General features: G+C 72.1%; 15 protein-coding genes and 1 tRNA gene. 5 read left to right on the forward strand and 11 right to left on the reverse strand.

Going from position 1 to position 16,733, the window contains the following annotated elements; all coding sequences use genetic code 11:
• Positions 1-92: 92 nt before the first annotated feature.
• Positions 93-524 carry an SAM-dependent methyltransferase gene (locus ACJOT3_RS21925; RefSeq protein WP_220562397.1) on the forward strand — a complete coding sequence of 144 codons (432 nt, stop codon included), beginning with the start codon at positions 93-95 and terminating at the stop codon, positions 522-524.
• A 38-nt stretch (positions 525-562) separates the two neighbouring features.
• Here the strand turns inward: ACJOT3_RS21925 and ACJOT3_RS21930 are convergent, their stop codons facing one another.
• Positions 563-1,045, reverse strand: a complete 483-nt coding sequence (locus tag ACJOT3_RS21930; protein WP_378889349.1) for a TipAS antibiotic-recognition domain-containing protein — start codon at positions 1,043-1,045, stop codon at positions 563-565.
• A 209-nt stretch (positions 1,046-1,254) separates the two neighbouring features.
• On the opposite strand from ACJOT3_RS21930, the gene ACJOT3_RS21935 reads away from it, so the two are divergent.
• A complete protein-coding gene (locus tag ACJOT3_RS21935) occupies positions 1,255-2,079 on the forward strand; it encodes an SAM-dependent methyltransferase (protein WP_406974958.1) in 825 nt (274 codons plus the stop codon).
• A gap of 197 nt (positions 2,080-2,276) precedes the next feature.
• Here the strand turns inward: ACJOT3_RS21935 and ACJOT3_RS21940 are convergent, their stop codons facing one another.
• The 5 genes from ACJOT3_RS21940 to ACJOT3_RS21960 all read right to left on the reverse strand — a co-directional run bounded on the left by ACJOT3_RS21940 (position 2,277) and on the right by ACJOT3_RS21960 (position 8,419).
• The gene (locus tag ACJOT3_RS21940; protein WP_406974959.1) at positions 2,277-2,915 is read right to left on the reverse strand and encodes a hypothetical protein; all 639 of its coding nucleotides are present in this window, start codon (positions 2,913-2,915) and stop codon (positions 2,277-2,279) included.
• Between the two features lie 360 nt (positions 2,916-3,275).
• Entirely contained in the window at positions 3,276-6,629 is a 3,354-nt protein-coding gene (locus ACJOT3_RS21945; RefSeq protein WP_406974960.1) for a CHAT domain-containing protein, read from the reverse strand.
• Between the two features lie 537 nt (positions 6,630-7,166).
• A tRNA-Pro gene (locus tag ACJOT3_RS21950) sits at positions 7,167-7,240 on the reverse strand.
• A 68-nt stretch (positions 7,241-7,308) separates the two neighbouring features.
• Positions 7,309-7,989, reverse strand: coding sequence for a dienelactone hydrolase family protein (locus tag ACJOT3_RS21955; protein WP_406974961.1), 681 nt, complete (start codon positions 7,987-7,989; stop codon positions 7,309-7,311).
• A 64-nt stretch (positions 7,990-8,053) separates the two neighbouring features.
• Entirely contained in the window at positions 8,054-8,419 is a 366-nt protein-coding gene (locus tag ACJOT3_RS21960) for a VOC family protein (protein WP_406974962.1), read from the reverse strand.
• Between the two features lie 134 nt (positions 8,420-8,553).
• On the opposite strand from ACJOT3_RS21960, the gene ACJOT3_RS21965 reads away from it, so the two are divergent.
• Positions 8,554-9,492: a helix-turn-helix domain-containing protein gene (locus tag ACJOT3_RS21965; RefSeq protein ID WP_406974963.1), complete on the forward strand. Its 939-nt coding sequence runs from the start codon at positions 8,554-8,556 to the stop codon at positions 9,490-9,492.
• Entirely contained in the window at positions 9,489-10,052 is a 564-nt protein-coding gene (locus ACJOT3_RS21970; protein ID WP_406974964.1) for a dihydrofolate reductase family protein, read from the forward strand. Before ACJOT3_RS21965 ends, ACJOT3_RS21970 begins: the two co-directional genes overlap by 4 nt.
• On the opposite strand, the gene ACJOT3_RS21975 is transcribed toward ACJOT3_RS21970, so the two are convergent.
• On the reverse strand, positions 10,031-10,552 hold the full coding sequence (locus ACJOT3_RS21975; protein WP_406974965.1) for a 2-thiouracil desulfurase family protein: 522 nt from the start codon (positions 10,550-10,552) through the stop codon (positions 10,031-10,033). The two genes, ACJOT3_RS21970 and ACJOT3_RS21975, sit on opposite strands and share 22 nt — an antisense overlap.
• A gap of 255 nt (positions 10,553-10,807) precedes the next feature.
• On the opposite strand from ACJOT3_RS21975, the gene ACJOT3_RS21980 reads away from it, so the two are divergent.
• Entirely contained in the window at positions 10,808-12,235 is a 1,428-nt protein-coding gene (locus tag ACJOT3_RS21980; RefSeq protein ID WP_406974969.1) for an MFS transporter, read from the forward strand.
• 206 nt (positions 12,236-12,441) lie between these two features.
• Here the strand turns inward: ACJOT3_RS21980 and der are convergent, their stop codons facing one another.
• The 4 genes from der to aroH form a co-directional block, all read right to left on the reverse strand.
• Entirely contained in the window at positions 12,442-14,013 is a 1,572-nt protein-coding gene (der, locus tag ACJOT3_RS21985; protein ID WP_406974966.1) for a ribosome biogenesis GTPase Der, read from the reverse strand.
• 113 nt (positions 14,014-14,126) lie between these two features.
• Entirely contained in the window at positions 14,127-14,831 is a 705-nt protein-coding gene (gene cmk, locus ACJOT3_RS21990; protein WP_406974967.1) for a (d)CMP kinase, read from the reverse strand.
• A 153-nt stretch (positions 14,832-14,984) separates the two neighbouring features.
• Positions 14,985-16,109 carry a prephenate dehydrogenase gene (locus ACJOT3_RS21995; RefSeq protein ID WP_406974968.1) on the reverse strand — a complete coding sequence of 375 codons (1,125 nt, stop codon included), beginning with the start codon at positions 16,107-16,109 and terminating at the stop codon, positions 14,985-14,987.
• Positions 16,110-16,313: 204 nt separating this feature from the next.
• Positions 16,314-16,676, reverse strand: a complete 363-nt coding sequence (aroH, locus tag ACJOT3_RS22000) for a chorismate mutase (protein ID WP_406974970.1) — start codon at positions 16,674-16,676, stop codon at positions 16,314-16,316.
• Positions 16,677-16,733: the final 57 nt, after the last annotated feature.

Raw genomic sequence — 16,733 nt, forward strand, 5'->3', positions numbered from 1 at the left:
GCGAAGGAACCCGGCACGGCGGGACGGCGGGGCAGAGGAACCCTGCACGGCGGAACCCGCCGCGGCGGCCGCCGTCCGCCTACCATGTCCGCATGAGCGCCTTGTCCCCACGGCTGCGGGCGGTCGTCGACGCCCTCCCGCTGCGTCCCGGTCTGCGCGTGATCGAGATCGGCTGCGGCCCGGGCGCCGCGGCGCGCGAGGTCGCGCACCGGGTCGGCCCGGACGGCCACGTGCTCGCGGTCGACCGCTCCGCCGCCGCGATCGCGCAGCTCACCCGCTCGGCGCCGGACCTGATCGCGGCGGGCCTGCTCACCGCCCGGCAGGGCACCGCCGAGCAACTGGAGCTCGCCGAGGGCGAGGAGCCCTACGACCTCGCCTTCGCCGTCCGGGTGGGCGCGTTCGACGGGCGCCACCCCCGCGCCGGCGCGCTCGCGCTCGAACGGCTCGCCCGCGCCCTCGTGCCGGGAGGCGTGCTGCTCATCGACGGCGGCGACCCGCTGCGCGAGGTGGCCCTGCCCTCCTGACCCGCCGCCGGCCGACGGCACCCCGGGGCCGGACCGGCTCAGCCCCCTTCCCGCGCCCGTTCCCGCCGCCGGGCCCGCTCCGCGTTCGCGACGATCGCGGCCCGCAGCCACTCCGCGGCGCCGGGGGCGGTGTTCTCCTCGATGCCCTGCCGGTACCTCTCGTCCTGGACGTAGAGCTCGCTCTTGGCCACGTGGAACCCGTGGTCCATCGCGTAGAACCACCGCGACACGTGGAGCCGGGACGCCTCCGCGACGTCCATCGCCTCCGTGCCGCGCGGGTCCGCGCCGGCGGCCATCAGTTCGCGGATCCTCGCCTCGATGGCCGCGTTGTCCCGGTTGATCCGCTCCCACTCGGCCCGGCCGTACCCGGCGACGCGCCGGGCGGAGTCGGCGTACGCCTCGGTGCCGCCCCACCGGTGTTCGACCTCGTCGAGGTACTCCTCCTCACGGTCCGCGAAACCGCCCCAGACCTCGCGCTTGTCGTCGTCCGACAGCGGGGACCCCGCTTCTCTCCTCGTCATGCCGCCATGGTGCGCCCTGACGCCGCGTCGGGGTCAAGTGCTCGGCGACCGGGCCCCACGTGTTCCGCGGACGGCGCGGCGGATGCGGCGGGTGCGGTGTCGTCTAGTGTGGGGGCGAACGAGAACCCCGCCGTGGCCGGGCTTTGCGGCGTTTGGACGCCGACGGCCCGCCTCCGCGGCGGCCCCCTGCGCACCGAGGTGGTTGCCCCATGACCGACGCCCCGTCCCCGTCCTCCCCCGCGGGCTCCGACGACCGCCCCCCGGCCATCGACACCACCCGGACCCACTCGGCCCGGATCTGGAACTACTGGATGGGCGGCAAGGACCACTACCCGATCGACCGGATCGCGGGCGACGCGGTGGCCGCGGGCTTCCCGGAGATCGTGGACCTGGCCCGCACCAGCCGCAAGTTCCTCATCCGCGTCGTCACCCACCTGACGCAGGAGGCGGGCATCCGCCAGTTCCTCGACATCGGGACCGGGATGCCCACCGCCAACAACACCCACGAGGTCGCCCAGGCGATCGCCCCGGAGTCCCGGGTGGTGTACGTGGACAACGACCCCCTCGTGCTCGCGCACGCGCGCGCCCTGCTGGTCGGCACCCCGGAGGGGGCCACCGACTACATCGACGCCGACCTGCGCGACCCGGACACGATCCTGGAGCGGGCCGCCAAGACCCTGGACTTCGACCAGCCCGTCGCGCTCATGCTCATGGGGATCCTGGGGCACATCCCCGAGGACGACGTCCAGCCGATCGTGCGCCGCCTGCTGGACGCCCTGCCCTCCGGCAGCTACCTGGCCAGTTACGACGGCGCCAACACCAGCGAGGCCTACAACAAGGCGATCGAGGTCGGCAACGAACAGGGCGACGTCCCGTACCTGCTGCGCAGCCCGGAGTTCATCGCCGCCCGGTTCGAGGGCCTGGAACTCCTCGAACCAGGTGTGGTCCCCTGCCCGCGCTGGCGTCCAGCGCCCCTGGAGGCCCACACCAAGCGCGGCCTGGACCAGTACGGAGGTGTGGGCCGCAAGCCCTGACCGCCGGAGACGGGCCACCCGGCCGCGATCCGCCCACCGCTGTACTTGCGGAGGATCGCGCGGCCGACAGTCGGCATGCGCTGTCTTCGACCCGCACCGGCCCTGAACACACAGACAGGGTGTTCACCGGGATGAACTCCCTCCCCCGACCGGGACGGCGATTCGAGCGGGGAGGCCACGTTGTGGACAGGACTGGATCACCCGCAGGTTCGCACAGGACGCAGCTCTTGGGCTTGGGCCAACTCCACCCATGTGGCCGCTCCGTCCGACCCTCGAAGGAGCGCCCTTCCCCCGGTGGTGGCCTCGACCCGGCCGCAAACGGTCTCCCCCGGAAAGGCGACCCGGAGAAGAGGGTCCTCGCGCTCGGGTCCGTACCATCCCAGGGCAACGGAGGCCACCAGGAACAGCACGCACACACCCCCGAAACCGACGCCCCGGCGGAGGGCGTCGGCCGAACGCTCGGCATCGCGGTACTCGGCCTCACCGTCCAGCAGGTCGTCCACGGAGCGCAGCAGGGGAAACCCGTGGGCCGCGTAGAGGAGCAGGCCCGCCGAGACCAGCCCGACCACCAGGGCCGAGGCCATGAGGACGCCGACCCCGATGGCGGGGCCGACGGCCAGACGGGTGATGTCCTCACGCCCCTGCACCAGGCCGAAGCCCGCAAGAGCGACCAGCACACCGGCCAGGCCGTTGCGCCAGGCGAGGGCGGCCGAACGCACACGGTCGGGTTGTTCGGCCTGCAACCGCTGCCGGTTCTCGGCCCGCACCAGGTCGGATTCGGTGGGGGCGGGGCCCGGCTCGGGCGCACGCCGCGCGTTCTCGTCCTCACCGGTCACGTCAGAATGCTCCAATAGGCCCCGCAACCATGGGTACCCGGAGTGGCTCCGGGGAAGACCACCTTCGCCTTGCAGTACATGATGACCGGGTGCCTCCGCTCTTCGGTCTCCCCCGACACGGGCTCGTCACGGAAGACCCGGTCCAGGTGTACGAAGACCATCGGCTGTCCGCACCGAGGGCAGTCACCCCGGAACACCACCCTGTCTGCGGTGACCCGCAGACCTCCGGACGCAATGACCGCCCTGGCGTACTCGGGACGGCTCACACGTTCGTAACCCAGCGATGAGGGCGCGGGGTCGGCCATATCCGTCTTCCTTTCGTCTCGTCGCCCTGAGCGGCTTCAGCCCTCGGGGCCGGCATCATCCGGTGAAGGTGAACTGAGCCCAGTCCAAAGGTGATCCCAGTGGCCCGGTCTGCGCGCCGGGATGGGTGTTCCCCCGTTCCAGGCGTTCCAGCAGTGCTTCGTCGGACAAGGAACGCACATGGAGTTGCGCACCGCGCAGGGCATGGTGCCCGGGGACGCCCGCACACCACCGCCGGACGAATTCCTCTATCAGCAGCCGGGAGGCCAGGTCACTCGTGGGCCAAGCCGTGGCCACCACCTCCCGCGCCCCAGCCGCGATGAAGGTGGTGGGGAATCCCACGGCCTCGTCCGGCAGGTCGAACCCGGTCTGCATCGTCGCGCAGGCCGACAGGATCACCAGTTTCGCCCGCATCGAGGTGTCCAGGATCTCCCCCACCGTCAGAGGTCGGGCGTCATGGAGGAGCAGCGCCGACTCCAGGGGACGGTCTCGGCGGATCACGGCGTGGCATGCGAAGTGCGCGACATCGACGTCGCCGAGCGCGACCAGAACGTCGTGCGGGGTCGCGTCGGCGCCGAAGAGTCGGGTCCGGTCCTCGAAAAGCGCTGAGACCTCCCGGACCTCCGTCTCCGCGTGGGGCAGTTCCCGGTAGCCGGGGGTACGGGTGAGAGCGACTCCGAGGTAGCGGCGTGCCGGGATATCGGTACGCCCTTCTCCTCCGCGTGTTCTGATCGGGGGGAAACGCACGGCATGGGTGTCCAGGAGCGCTGAGCCCGCGGTGCGCAGATCGGGGCCGCAGGCCTGGAGCGGGAGTTGGGCCAGTTCCCCGACCGGGGACAGGGACAGTTCCGTGGTCTCCCCCAGGTGTTCCGTGACCGGACGGAGCAGGTGCTCCCACCACCAGGCGGCGAACTCGACCAAGGTCCCCTCCCGGTCAGGGGCGTCGGAACCGGTCTCCTCGATGGTGGTCTCTTCTTCCTCCGCGTCCTTCTCCACGCCTGTGGACAGCCCGACCCGGACGAACCGATCCAGCCAGACCAGTGCCCCCAACTCACCGACTTCGGGCAGGGCGACATCGGCCACCACACCCGTGGAGCGATCGACGCACAGCGCCACGCCTCCACCGGTGCGACCGGGGACCAGGTACACCACAGCCGGTCCCGGCTCCGCTGTCTCGGACCGGGAAGCACGGTCACCCAGGTGTTCGGCCAAGAGCAGGGCCCGTGTCTCCTCCAGACGGCGGACCGCACCCGCGTTGTCCCCCGACCGCCAGGACGCCAATGCAGCCATCCCCGGCAGACCGACCGCGGTTGTGAGCCAGGACTCCCGGTCGACCCGCTCGACCTGTTCGGCCACCAGCGTTCGCAGCATCGCGATGGCCTGGTCGAACGCTTCGACGGCGCGTTCCCAGCGCCCTTCCCGGAAGTTGCGCGCACCCCATTCGATGGCGCCTTCCAGGACGGCGGCGGGCCTGCGCTCGAAAGCGCGTTCCAGGGCTTGGCGGTAATGGTCCTCGGCCCGGTCGTCGTCCTCCTCTTGCGCTCCCAGCTCGTGGAGCAGGCGGTAGGCGGCGGCCAGCACGAACCACCCGGTGGAGGTCGGTTCCGTGGAGAGCGCCAGTTTCTCCTCCAGAATCCCGATCGCCTGCCGAAGGACACCCGTCGTCTCCTGAAGATCGTCGGAGCTCGGAGTGGAGTGATCATCGGTATCACCGCGAAGGTGCTCGCGCTCGGCCCGGACCACCGCGGCCAGGGTGAGATTGATCAGTGCGCTCATGTGATCGGGCGAGGTGGCGGGCAGGGATCGGTACGCGAACTCCGCGCTGCGTTCGGCGGCTGCCAGGTCCTCGGGGTCGCGGCCCAGTCCGTACCTGCCGAGTCGTGCGCCCCCGAGGTTGACGTGGACGTGTGCCCGGTCGTTCTCGGTGGGGGCCGACTCGGCGGCCTCTTCCAGGAGGGTGACGGCATCGTGGATGTCGCGTTCCTGCCCGTGCCGTTCGTAGCGAGCGTGCAGGATCGCCCCCAGGGCGTTGATCCGTTCGAAACGGTCGGTATCGGCGGCCCCTGACACCGCGAGGCGTCCCAGCCTGGCCGCGTCCTCCAGGTCGCCCAGCCGCCCGGTCCTCTCGAAACGCAGGTAGTGGGCGTAGGCGAGGTTGTGGTGTGTCCTGGCCCGGAAGAGGGGTGACCGTCCCGGTTCCCTCAACAGCCCGGACAATCCGTCGATGACCTGGTCGAGTGAGGCGACGTCGGCGGTGTCACGTTCGTCCATGAGGATCGCGGACGCCAGGATCTGCAGGAGGTCCTCGGCCATCGAGGACCCGGGCGTCGCCCGGTCCAGAGCGCGTCGGGCCAGTGACCGGGCCTGGCCGGGCCGGTCGTCGCCCCCCTGCCAGGAGTACAGGTCCAGAAGGGCCTGCGCCTGGTTGTGCACGGCGTGCAGCCACCAATTGGACCCTTCGGCGTAACGGCTGGCGAGGTCCTCGGCCACGCGCACCGCCTCGGTGAGCCGCCGGGTGTGGGCCAGCGTCTGCTGGTGATCGCGGTCGAGGACGGTGATGTTGGCCTCGATGGCGGCGCGGTCGGGCGCCCCCCGGGGCAGTCGTGCCGCAGCCGATCGGAGGAGCTCCAGCGCCTCGATCAGATCCGAGGGGTCCCCGAGCAGACGGAAACGCAGAGCCAGGTTGTCGGCCAGGACCGCTTCGGTCTCGGCGAGCATCGATACCGTCAGGGACTCGTCCTGATTTCGAGCCGACTCCACGAGAGCACGTCCAAGAGAGCACGCCTCTTCCAGGGTCGAGGGGTCCGCGCCGACCTCGGCGAGCCGTCCCAGTACGACGACGAGACCGAGTGCGATCCGTGAGGCGTGCGAGGATCCCTCCGGAACACGTTCCCAAGCCTCCTGGGCCAGGCCCACAGCGGATTCGAGCAGTCCGCGGTCGTTCCGGAGCAAGGCGATCTCCCTGAGCATCACCGAGAGCTGGTTGAGGGCCTCCGCATGGAGTTCGACGTACTCGGTGTACTCGTCCTCGGAGTCTTCGGGGTCGTAAGAGATATCGGCCAAGGGCACCTCTCGGAGCGCCGCCTCCAAAAGGTCGTGACCCCGTTCCAGGTCGTCGCGGCCGCCGTCCACGTCGTAACGGTATTTGAGAGTGCGAGCGAGTCTGGTGGCCGCCTCCACTCGGCCGGTGGAGTCCCCGTCCACCGCCTCCAGCACACCCGTCAGAAGCCTTTCGGATTCTTCGAGGTCGGCGACTCCGCCCTCATGTTCGTATCGTCCGACCAAGGCGGTGGCCAGGTTGACGCTCTGTGCGAGCACGTGGTCCTCGTCCTGCGGGAACAACGCGACGAGCGCCCGATAACGCTCGACGACCGCGCCGTGATCACCGCACAACCCTTCGACCAACGCCATGGCGACATGCCATGCGGACCTTTCCTGCGGCGTCAGTCCCTCTTCGGGGACGGCCCTCCCCCGTGCCTGCAGGGAGGAAAGCCCTTCAGGGTCCGTTCCCTCCGTGTACGCGGTTCGCAGACCCGCGAAGAACTCCTCCAGCAGCCGTGATTCCACACCGTCCGTCATTGTCCTCCCGCGCAGTCCGCCAGAAGAGGGGATCGACACGCCGCGAGCGTGCCGATCGCTCGATGATGCATCGCGATTCAAAATACCGGCATGGGTCACGCAGGACCACAGGATTCCGCGTTACCGCCCGTCATCAATACCCATGGCCACAAAAATATAATATTCCCGACAAAAAGGATGAAGACTGATTTGGCATCCGATAAATCAAGCAGGTTCTCGAAAGACACCCGAGGCGGCACCGGTTTCACGGCCGGCCCCGCCGGGGACGGGTGCCGGGTCCACCCGCGATGAGCGCACGACGCATCCTCGGCGGAACCGCGATCCTGGCACACGAAAAGGGCGTTCACCGAGGTGAACGCCCTTCGTCTGTCGGGACGGCGGGATTTGAACCCACGACCCCTTGACCCCCAGTCAAGTGCGCTGCCAAACTGCGCTACGTCCCGTCGGGCCAGGCCGCTGGCCTTGCCGACGGAGAAGACTCTATCGCATTCGCCGGGCCCCCGCACCGCCATTACCGGTGGGCGACCCGTAGTTGGGTCGTGGGTTCGCCCATCGCGCGGGCGAACCAGGCGGAGGCGGCCTGGGCCACCTCCTCCAGGGCGCCCTCCTCCTCGAACAGGTGGCCCGCACTGGGGACCACGTGGATCCGGCCGGTTCCGCCCAGGTCGCCCAGGGCCTTCTCGTTGAGCTCCAGGACGCGGGGGTCCGCGCCGCCGACCAGGAGCAGGGCCGGGGCGCGCACCCGCCGCAGTGTCTCGGCGCCGGCCAGGTCGGGGCGGCCGCCGCGGGAGACCACGGCCACGACGGACGCGGGGCGTTCGGCCGCGGAGCGCAGCGCCGCGGCGGCGCCCGTGCTGGCGCCGAACAGCCCGACCGGGAGCCCCTCCGTCTCCTTCTCCGCGGTCAGCCGATCCACCGCACCGGTGAGGCGCCGGGTGAGCAGTCCGATGTCGAAGCGCAGCGCGGCCGTGGCCCGGTCGGTGTGCTCCTCCTCCGGGGTGAGCAGGTCGAACAGCAGTGTGCCGATCCGCGCGTCCCGGAGGGTGGCGGCGACCGCCCGGTTGCGGGGGCTGCGCCGCGAGCTGCCGCTGCCGTGGGCGAACGCCACCACGCCGACGGCGCCGGGCGGCAGGTCCAGGTTCCCGTCGAGTACGGCGTCCGGCGTGCGCACCGTCACCTCGTGCCCGGTCATGGCGATCCCCTCCCCCAGTACGGCCCTCTGGTGGGCCGCGACCCACACCGCCGATGCCCTGTCATTACCCGCCCAGGGTGCCGTCGAGCCGCTCGACCAGGCAGAACTCGTTGCCCTCCGGGTCGGCCAGGACCGCCAGCAGGTGCTCGTCCTCCTCGAAGGCGGGCCGCAGCACCCGCGCCCCCAGGGCGCGCACACGCGCGACCTCGGCCTCGACGTCGTGGACGACCAGGTCCAGGTGCATCCGGTTCTTGCCCGTCCGGGGCTCGGGCACCCGTTGCAGCAGCAGGTCGGGCCACTTCCCGCCCGGGTCGCGCAGCGCCAGGTAGGTGGAGTTCCCGTTCTTCTCCCGTTCGAAGCCGAGCACCGCGCACCAGAAGTCGGCGGCGGCCCGCAGGTCGTTGGTGTCGAGTACGCAGACCAGTCGCACGTGTCCTCCCGTCTCGCCGCAGGGCCGGGGCGCGGGGCCCAGCCCTGATGCGCCACACCCTACGCCGCCCCGGCCCGAGGGGGTGCGCAAGAACGGTCAAGCGGGGGCCGGGGCCGCGCGCACATACTGGTCGCATGACCGAACCCACCACCGGCAGGGACCGGCTGCGCGAGCTGCTCGACGCGGTCCTGGCGGATGAGAACGGCGACGAGGGCACCGACCTGGCCGCCATGGCCGGGCGGGCCTACAGTTCGCCGTTCCACTTCTCCCGGAGGCTGAGCCGCGACACCGGGGAGTCGCCCGTGGCGCTGCGCCGCCGGGTGCTGCTGGAGCGGGCCGCCTGGCAGATCCGGCAGGGGTCCAGTGTCACCGAGGCCGCGTTCGCCGCGGGCTACCGGTCGGTGGAGGGGTTCATCCGCGCGTTCGGGCGGGCCTTCGGGCACCCGCCGGGGGCGACCACCTCCGGCAGCGACACCTGGCTGCCCGCGCCGAACGGTATCCACTTCCACCCGCCGATCCACCTGTGGATCGAGTCGCCCCCCGAGGAGCGCCCCGCGATGGACGTCGTGTCCTTGCAGGTCCACCACGACATCGCCGACACCGGCCGGCTGATCGCGGCGGCCGCCGCACTGCCGGAGGAGGCCTACCGCAGGGTGCACGCCCCGGGGTGGACCGTCCTCACCTGGGACGGGCCGGAGGAGTCGATCGCCGCCGTCCTGGAGCACCTGGTGTGGGCCAAGGAGATGTGGTGCGCCTCCATCGACGGCACGGACTTCCCCGAACGCGGCGGCGACGACCCCGAGGCGCTCACCGAGCGGCACCGGGTCGTCGGCCCGCACTGGGTGGCGACGGTCGAGGGCATCGGCCGCCGCGGCGCCTGGGGCGACCGCCTGGTGGACGCCCTGTGCGATCCGCCGGAGAGCTTCGTGCTGGGCTCGGTGGTCGCGCACGTGCTGACGTACGCGGCGCACCGCAGGCAGCTGGTGCGGCACATGCTGCGCGCCGAGGGGGTGGCGGTGGATCAGGGGGATCCCATCGAATGGTTGCAGGACCGACACGGAGGCACGGCATGACCCGGACCATCTACAACACCGCGACCAGCCTGGACGGCTTCATCGCGACCGAGGACCATTCACTGGAGTGGCTGTTCGCCGCGGACGCCGAGGCCGCGGCGCGGGGGGAGAGCGCCGAGAACGAGGTCGAGGAGTTCATGAAGGGGGTCGGCGCGGTCCTCATGGGCGCCTCCACCTACGAGTGGGTGCACCGGCACGAGGGCGACAAGGACTGGGCCTACGACATGCCGTCCTGGGTACTGACCCACCGGGAGCTGCCGCCGTTCGGGGGCGACACCGACATCCGGTTCGCGGCCGCCGACTCCGACGACGAGCTGCGCGCCCTGCACGCGAAGGCGGCGGAGTCGGCCGGCGGCAAGGACCTGTGGCTGCTCGGCGGCGGGAGGATCGCCGCGGACCTGGCCCGGCTGGGCCTGCTGGACGAGGTGATCGTCTCCATCGCCCCGGTGACCCTGGGGTCGGGCGCCCCGCTGCTGGCGGGCCGGGTGGACCTCAAGCCGCTGGACGTGCACCGGACCGGGGCGTTCGCCTGCGTCCGCTACGAGGTGGTGCGCGCCTGAACCCGGCCGTCGCCGGCGCCCCGCAGGCGGGCGTCGGCGGCGGCGATGCCGTGTTCGTTGAAGACCGCGATGCCGTGCCCGGCGAGCAGGTGCGCGGTCACCCCACGCCCGGCCTGTTTGCGGCCGGTGAAGGTGCCGTCGTAGACCTCGTGGAGCCCGCAGGAGGGGCTGGACTCCTTCAGGACGGCCACGGTCACCCCGCGGTCGCGCGCGAACGCCAGGGCGGCGCGGGCCCCCGCCACGAAGTACGCGGTGACGTCGTCCCCGTCGGGGGTGAGGATGCGGGCCCGGCCGTCGAGCACGTCGGCGGCGGTGGCACCGGGTTCGATCTCGGCGGGCGGCCGCGGCACGGGCAGCCCGCCCGCGACCTCGGGGCAGTGCACCACCAGGCGGCCCTCGGTGCGCCAGCGGTCGAGCAGGGTGTCGCCGACGGGTTTGGCGCGGCCGTCGTAGCGCACCGGCCGACCCACCAGGCAGGCGCTGACCAGGACCTTGTCCATGCCTTTCCGCTCCCCTCCCTCGGTACCGACCACGCTACCGCCCTCCCCCGGGCCGGGAACACCGAGCGGCGCGAGGCGGCACAAGGCACCGCAAGGCGACACGGTCGGAACACCCCGACAATCCGGGCAATATCACGGAAGGTCGTTATCGTGTTGCTTTGAGTGATTTCACGAGGGGGACACGTGAGCGAGAACCGGTCCGGGGACCAGCCCGGGAATCCGCCGGGCGAGCCGGCCTCGAAGGAGCCGACGGCGCTGGCCACCGAACACCGCACCACCCGCAAGGCCGTCACCGCCGCCGCCATCGGCAACGCCACCGAATGGTACGACTTCGGCGTCTACAGCTACCTGGCCGTCACCATCGGCCTGGTGTTCTACCCGTCGCAGTCCCAGGGCGTGCAGCTCATCGCCACCTTCACCACGTTCGCCGCGGCCTTCCTCGTCCGCCCGCTCGGCGGCATGTTCTTCGGCCCGCTGGGCGACCGGATCGGGCGCAAACACGTGCTGGCCTTCACCATGCTGCTCATGGCGGTCAGCACGTTCTGCATCGGGCTCATCCCCTCGGCCGCCACCATCGGCATCGCCGCCCCGATCCTGCTGCTCGCCGCCCGCATGCTCCAGGGCTTCTCCACCGGCGGTGAGTACGGCGGCGCCACCACCTTCATCGCCGAGTACGCGCCCGACAAGCGCCGCGGCTTCCTCGCCTCCTGGCTGGAGTTCGGCACCGTCAGCGGGTACGTGGGCGGCGCCGCCATCGTCACCGTCATGACCCTGCTGCTGGGCTCGGACGCCATGCTCGCCTGGGGCTGGCGGATCCCGTTCCTGCTCGCGCTGCCGCTGGGCGCCGTCGGCCTCTACCTGCGGGTCAAGCTCGAAGAGACGCCCGTGTTCACCGACAGCGCCGAGAACGCCGAGGGGTTCGCCAAGGACGCCGAGGGCCACCGCCGCAAGGGGCAGCTGCGCGAGACCGTCGTCGGCCAGTGGCGGAACATGCTGCTGTGCATCGGCCTGGTGCTGGTGTTCAACGTCAACAACTACATGGTGACGGCGTACATGCCCACTTACCTGGAGGCCGAGCTGGGGTACAGCTCCACCATGGCGCTGGTGCTCACCCTGGCCGCGATGGTGCTCATGCTGGCCGCCGTCACCGGGTTCGGCCGGCTCAGCGACCGGGTGGGGCGCAGACCCGTGCTGCTGTCGGGCAGCCTGTTCTCCATCGTGCTGACCCTGCCCGCGTTCTGGCTGCTCCAGACCGGGAACCTGGTGGGGGTGGCCCTGGGCATCGTGGTGCTGGCGATCACCCTGGTGCACTTCTCCGGCAGCGCCCCGGCGACGCTCCCGGCGTTCTTCCCGACCAGCGTGCGCTACGGCGCGCTGGCGATCAGCTTCAACATCTCGGTGGCGCTGTTCGGCGGCACCACCCCGCTGATGGCCGAGTCGCTGGTGCAGTCCACCGGCAACCTGTACTCACCGGCCTGGCTGGTGATGGCGGCGGGCGTCGTGGGCCTGGTCGTGGTGTGGCGGATGAAGGAGAGCGCCGGGCGGCCGCTGCCGGGTGCCCCCGCCATCCCCGTGCCGGAACGCACTCCGGGCGGCACCCGGCTGCCCTACCCGCGGCCCAGCGGGGAGAGCGGCCCGCACGTGCCGCCCAGCAACGTGCGCCGGCTGCCCTCGGACTCCTGACCCGCACGCGCGGAAGCGGCGGACACGCGAAGGGGGCGCCTCCCGGCCGGGAGGCGCCCCCTCACTGTTCGGTCATCAACGAACTGTTCGCCCATGAGCGAACTGTTCACCTGTCACCGAACTGTTCGTCCACCACCGAAGTGTCATCGCCCGAGCCCGACCGGCGGTCGGCGGCGACCATCGGCGGTGGCCGGCGACGGCGTCGGCTAGCGGCGGCGGCGCTGGCGGTCCGGGCGCACACTGCCCTTGGACGCCTTGCCCACCGGCCCGCCCTTCTTCTCCCGGATCCGCATGCTGATGTGGATCGGCGAACCCTCGAACCCGAAGTCCTCGCGCAGGCGCCGCTCGATGAACCGCCGGTAGTTGTCCTCCAGGAACCCGGTGGTGAACAGCACGAACTGCGGCGGCTTGGCCCCCGCCTGCGTCGCGAACAGGATCTTGGGCTGCTTGCCCCCGCGCACCGGCGGCGGGGTCGCCGCCACCAGCTCCTTGAGCCAGTTGTTCAGCTGCCCCGTCGGAATGCGCTGGGACCAGCCGGCCAGGCTCGTCTCGATCGCCGGGACCAGCTTCTCCATGTGGCGGCCGGTCTTGGCGGAGATGTTCACCCGCGGCGCCCAGGCGACGCGCGCCAGCTGGCGGTCGATCTCCTTCTCCAGGTAGATCCGGCGCTCCTCGTCGAGGACGTCCCACTTGTTGAACGCCAGCACCAGGCCGCGCCCGGCCTCCACGACCTGCTCGACCACGCGGATGTCCTGCTCGGCCAGCGGCTCGCTGACGTCCATCAGGATCACCGCGACCTCGGCCCGCTCCAGGGCGGTGCCGGTGCGCATGGTGGCGTAGTAGTCGGCGCCCTGGAGTGCGCGGAACCGGCGGCGGATACCGGCGGTGTCGATGAACTTCCAGGTCTTGCCGCCCAGCTCGATCAGCTCGTCGACGGCGTCACGGGTGGTGCCCGCCACCGAGTCCACGACCACCCGCTCCTCACCGGCGAGCCGGTTGAGGAGGCTGGACTTGCCCACGTTCGGGCGGCCCAGCAGGGCCACCCGCGGCGGGCCGTCCTCGGTCTCGGGCGCCTCGACGTCGCGGGCCTCCTCGGGGAAGGCCGACACGACGGCGTCCAGCAGGTCGCCGGTGCCGCGGCCGTGCAGGGCGCTGATGGGGTAGGGCTCGCCCACACCCAGGTTCCACAGCTCCAGCGCGTCGGACTCCTGCATGCTGCCGTCGACCTTGTTGGCGGCCAGCACCACGGGGCGGTTGGTGGCGCGCAGCACGCGGGTGACGGCCTCGTCGGCGTCGGTGATGCCGACGGTGGCGTCCACCACGAACAGGATCACGTCGGCGGTCTGCGCCGCGTACTCGGCCTGGCGGGCGACCATCGCGGCCAGCCCGCTGACGCTGGTCTCCCAGCCGCCGGTGTCCACCAGGGTGAACTGGGTGCTCTGCCACTCGGCGTCGTAGGCGACCCGGTCCCGGGTCACCCCGGGCACGTCCTCGACCACGGCCTCGCGGCGGCCGATGATGCGGTTGACGAGACTGGACTTGCCCACGTTGGGCCGGCCCACCACGGCCACCACCGGCAGCGGGGCGGCCTCGCCCTCGGTGCCGATGTCGGCGATCTCGAAATCGTCGTTCACGTACTGCTCCCGGTCTTGAGTCCCCGCGCGCCCAGGATGCGTGCCGCGAGGAGTGCGAAAATCGACCGGCCGCTCCCGTGCGATACGGGGCGGCCCGATCGGCGTGGACGCCGTCGGCGTCCACGCGTGTACCGCGAAGGGCAACCTCCGCGGGTGTCCGTGTGTTCCCCCCGGTGGCCGATGTCACCCCGCGAACGCGGGACGGCCGGGGCCGAGGAGGGGCGGCCGAGGCGGCCGCCCGGTGTTGAGGAGAAGGGTCAGGCGCGGGCCGCCGCGGCGGCCTCGTCGACCAGCTTGACGACCAGGCCGATGACCTCGTCCAGGTCCAGCCCGGTGGTGTCCAGCTCGGCGGTGTCAGAAGTCAGCGTCAGCGGCGAGTGGGCGCGGCTGGAGTCCAGCTTGTCCCGCAGCTCCAGGGCGGCCTGGGTGCCGGCCACGTCGCCGGTGCGGATCTCCTTGCTGCGGCGCTGCGCGCGGGCCTCCGCGCTGGCGGTGATGAACAGCTTCACCGGGGCGTCGGGGGCGACCACCGTGGTGATGTCGCGGCCCTCCACCACGATGCCCGCGCACTCGCGCCGGGCGGCGTCGATGATCTCCCGCTGGGTGCGGACCAGCAGCTCACGGGCCTGCGGCACCGCCGAGACGGCGCTGACGTTGCCGGTGACCTCCTTGGTGCGGATCTCCACGGCCACGTCGCGGCCGTCGACGGACACCGTCGGGGCGGCCGGGTCGGTGCCCATGGCGATGACCGGGCGCTCCACGGCGGCGGCCACCGCGGCGGGGTCGTGCACGTCCACACCGTTGTCGAGCATCCACCAGGTGAGCGCGCGGTACATGGCGCCGGTGTCGAGGTAGCGCAGGCCGCGCGCCTTGGCCACACCCTTGGAGGTGCTCGACTTGCCCGACCCGGAGGGACCGTCGATCGCGATGACGATGCCCTCGGTGCTGCCCTGCCCGCTCACGTGATCCTGCCTCTACCTCTCGTCGTACTGCCGACGCCCCAGCCTACCGGCGTGCGGAACCGCAAAGTACGCACGAAGTGCGTGCGCAGTGCCGCGTGGTTCGCGCGAACCACGCGCGGTGGTACTGCGAGGTACGCACGCGCGGGACGCCGTTCAGGCCCCCGGGTGGACCGACCAGCCGTCGGCGGCCAGCGCCCGGGTGAGGGTGCCCACCCCCGCGGGCAGAACGTAGAGCTGTGCCACACCCAGCGGCAGCCCCGGCGTGTGCTCGATGCGCACGTCCTCGATGTTCACACCGGCGTCGGCGGCCGCGGCGAACAGGCGGCCCAGGGAGCCCGGCTCGTCCGGGATCACCACCGGGATGACCGTATAGTCCGGCAGCGTCGGCTCGCCGTGCTTGCCGGGGATGCGGCCGTGGCCGTCCCGGCCGCGGACCAGCAGGTCCCGCACGGGTCCCGTCGCGGCGGGTTCCGGCGCCGCCAGCGCGTCGGCGGCCCGGGACAGGTCCCCGGCGATCGCGCGCAGCACCTCGGCGACCGGGGCGGCGTTGTGGGTGAGGATCTCCGTCCACAGCGACGGGTCGCCGCCCGCCACCCGGGTGACGTCGCGCACACCCTGCCCGGCCAGGGTCAGGGCGTCCTCGCCCGCGTCGACCAGCCGGGCCGCCACCGCCGAGGAGGCCAGGTGCGGAACGTGCGAGACCAGCGCCACCGCCTTGTCGTGCGCGGCGGCGTCGATGACCAGCGGGTCGGCCCCGCACAGCCGGGCCACCTCGCTGACCAGCGCCACCGCGCCCGGGTCGGCCTTGCCGGTCGGGCACAGCGCCCACGAGCGGCCCAGGAACAGGTCGGCGCGGGCCGCGCCCGGCCCGCGCTTCTCGCGGCCGCCCATCGGGTGCCCGGGGACGAAGGTCGCCAGGTCGCAGCCCAGCTCCTCGGCGCCCGCCACCACGCTCGCCTTCACGCTGGCCGCGTCGGTGTACACGTGCGCCAGCCCGCGGTCCTGGGCCTGGCGCAGCACCTGCGGGACCACCGCGGGCGGGGCGGCGATCACCGCGACGTCGGCGGGGCGGCCGTCCGAACCCTCCAGCGGGTCCCCGGCGCCCAGGTCGCAGGCCAGCCGCAGGGCTGCCGCGTCCGGGTCCGACAGCAGGACGTCGACGCCGCGCGAACGCAGGGCCAGCGCGATCGATGTGCCGATCAGCCCGGCCCCCAGCACCGCGACCCGGCGCACCGACGGCCGTCCGTCGTGCGTCCCCGCGTCCCCGCTCCCGCTCACCGTGCTCCCCCGCCCCGTACGTTCGCTTCCGTGTCCCCCCAGATTAGAGCGTGTCCGGCGGGCGCCGCCCGCGACGGGCCGCCCGGGACCGGCCGCGTCCCCGCGCCGACACCGACCGCACTGGGAGCGGACACCGCCCGCGAACGGGGCGGTCCCGGCACCCGGGGGTCCACCGGCCGCGGGCCCCGGCGGGGCCGGGCCGGACTACTGCGCGATGTCCAGGCGCAGCGCCTGGGCGCCGCGCAGGTACACGTGGTGCAGCTCCGAACGCGGGCGGTCGGTCTCCACGTGCGCCATCAGCCGCACCACACGCGGCAGGGCGTGGGGGACGCCGATCTCGGCGGCGCACATCAGCGGGACGTCGACGAACCCGAGCTTGCGGGCGGCCAGCGCCGGGAACTCGCTGGTCAGGTCCGGGGTGGCGGTGAAGAGCACGCTGATGACGTCCTCGGTGCCCAGCCCGTTGCGCCGCATCACCTCGGAGACCAGCTCGGCCGTGGCCTCCAGCACCTGCTCGCGTTCGTCCGCGTCGACCTGCACCGCTCCGCGAATGGCCCGTACCGCCACGTCGATCCCGCCTTGTCCGTCGTTCTGCTGGGCCCGCCCCCGGTGGGGGGACGGGAA

It is taken from the genome of Nocardiopsis protaetiae, from assembly GCF_045446735.1.
Taxonomy (GTDB): Bacteria; Actinomycetota; Actinomycetes; order Streptosporangiales; family Streptosporangiaceae; genus Nocardiopsis; species Nocardiopsis protaetiae.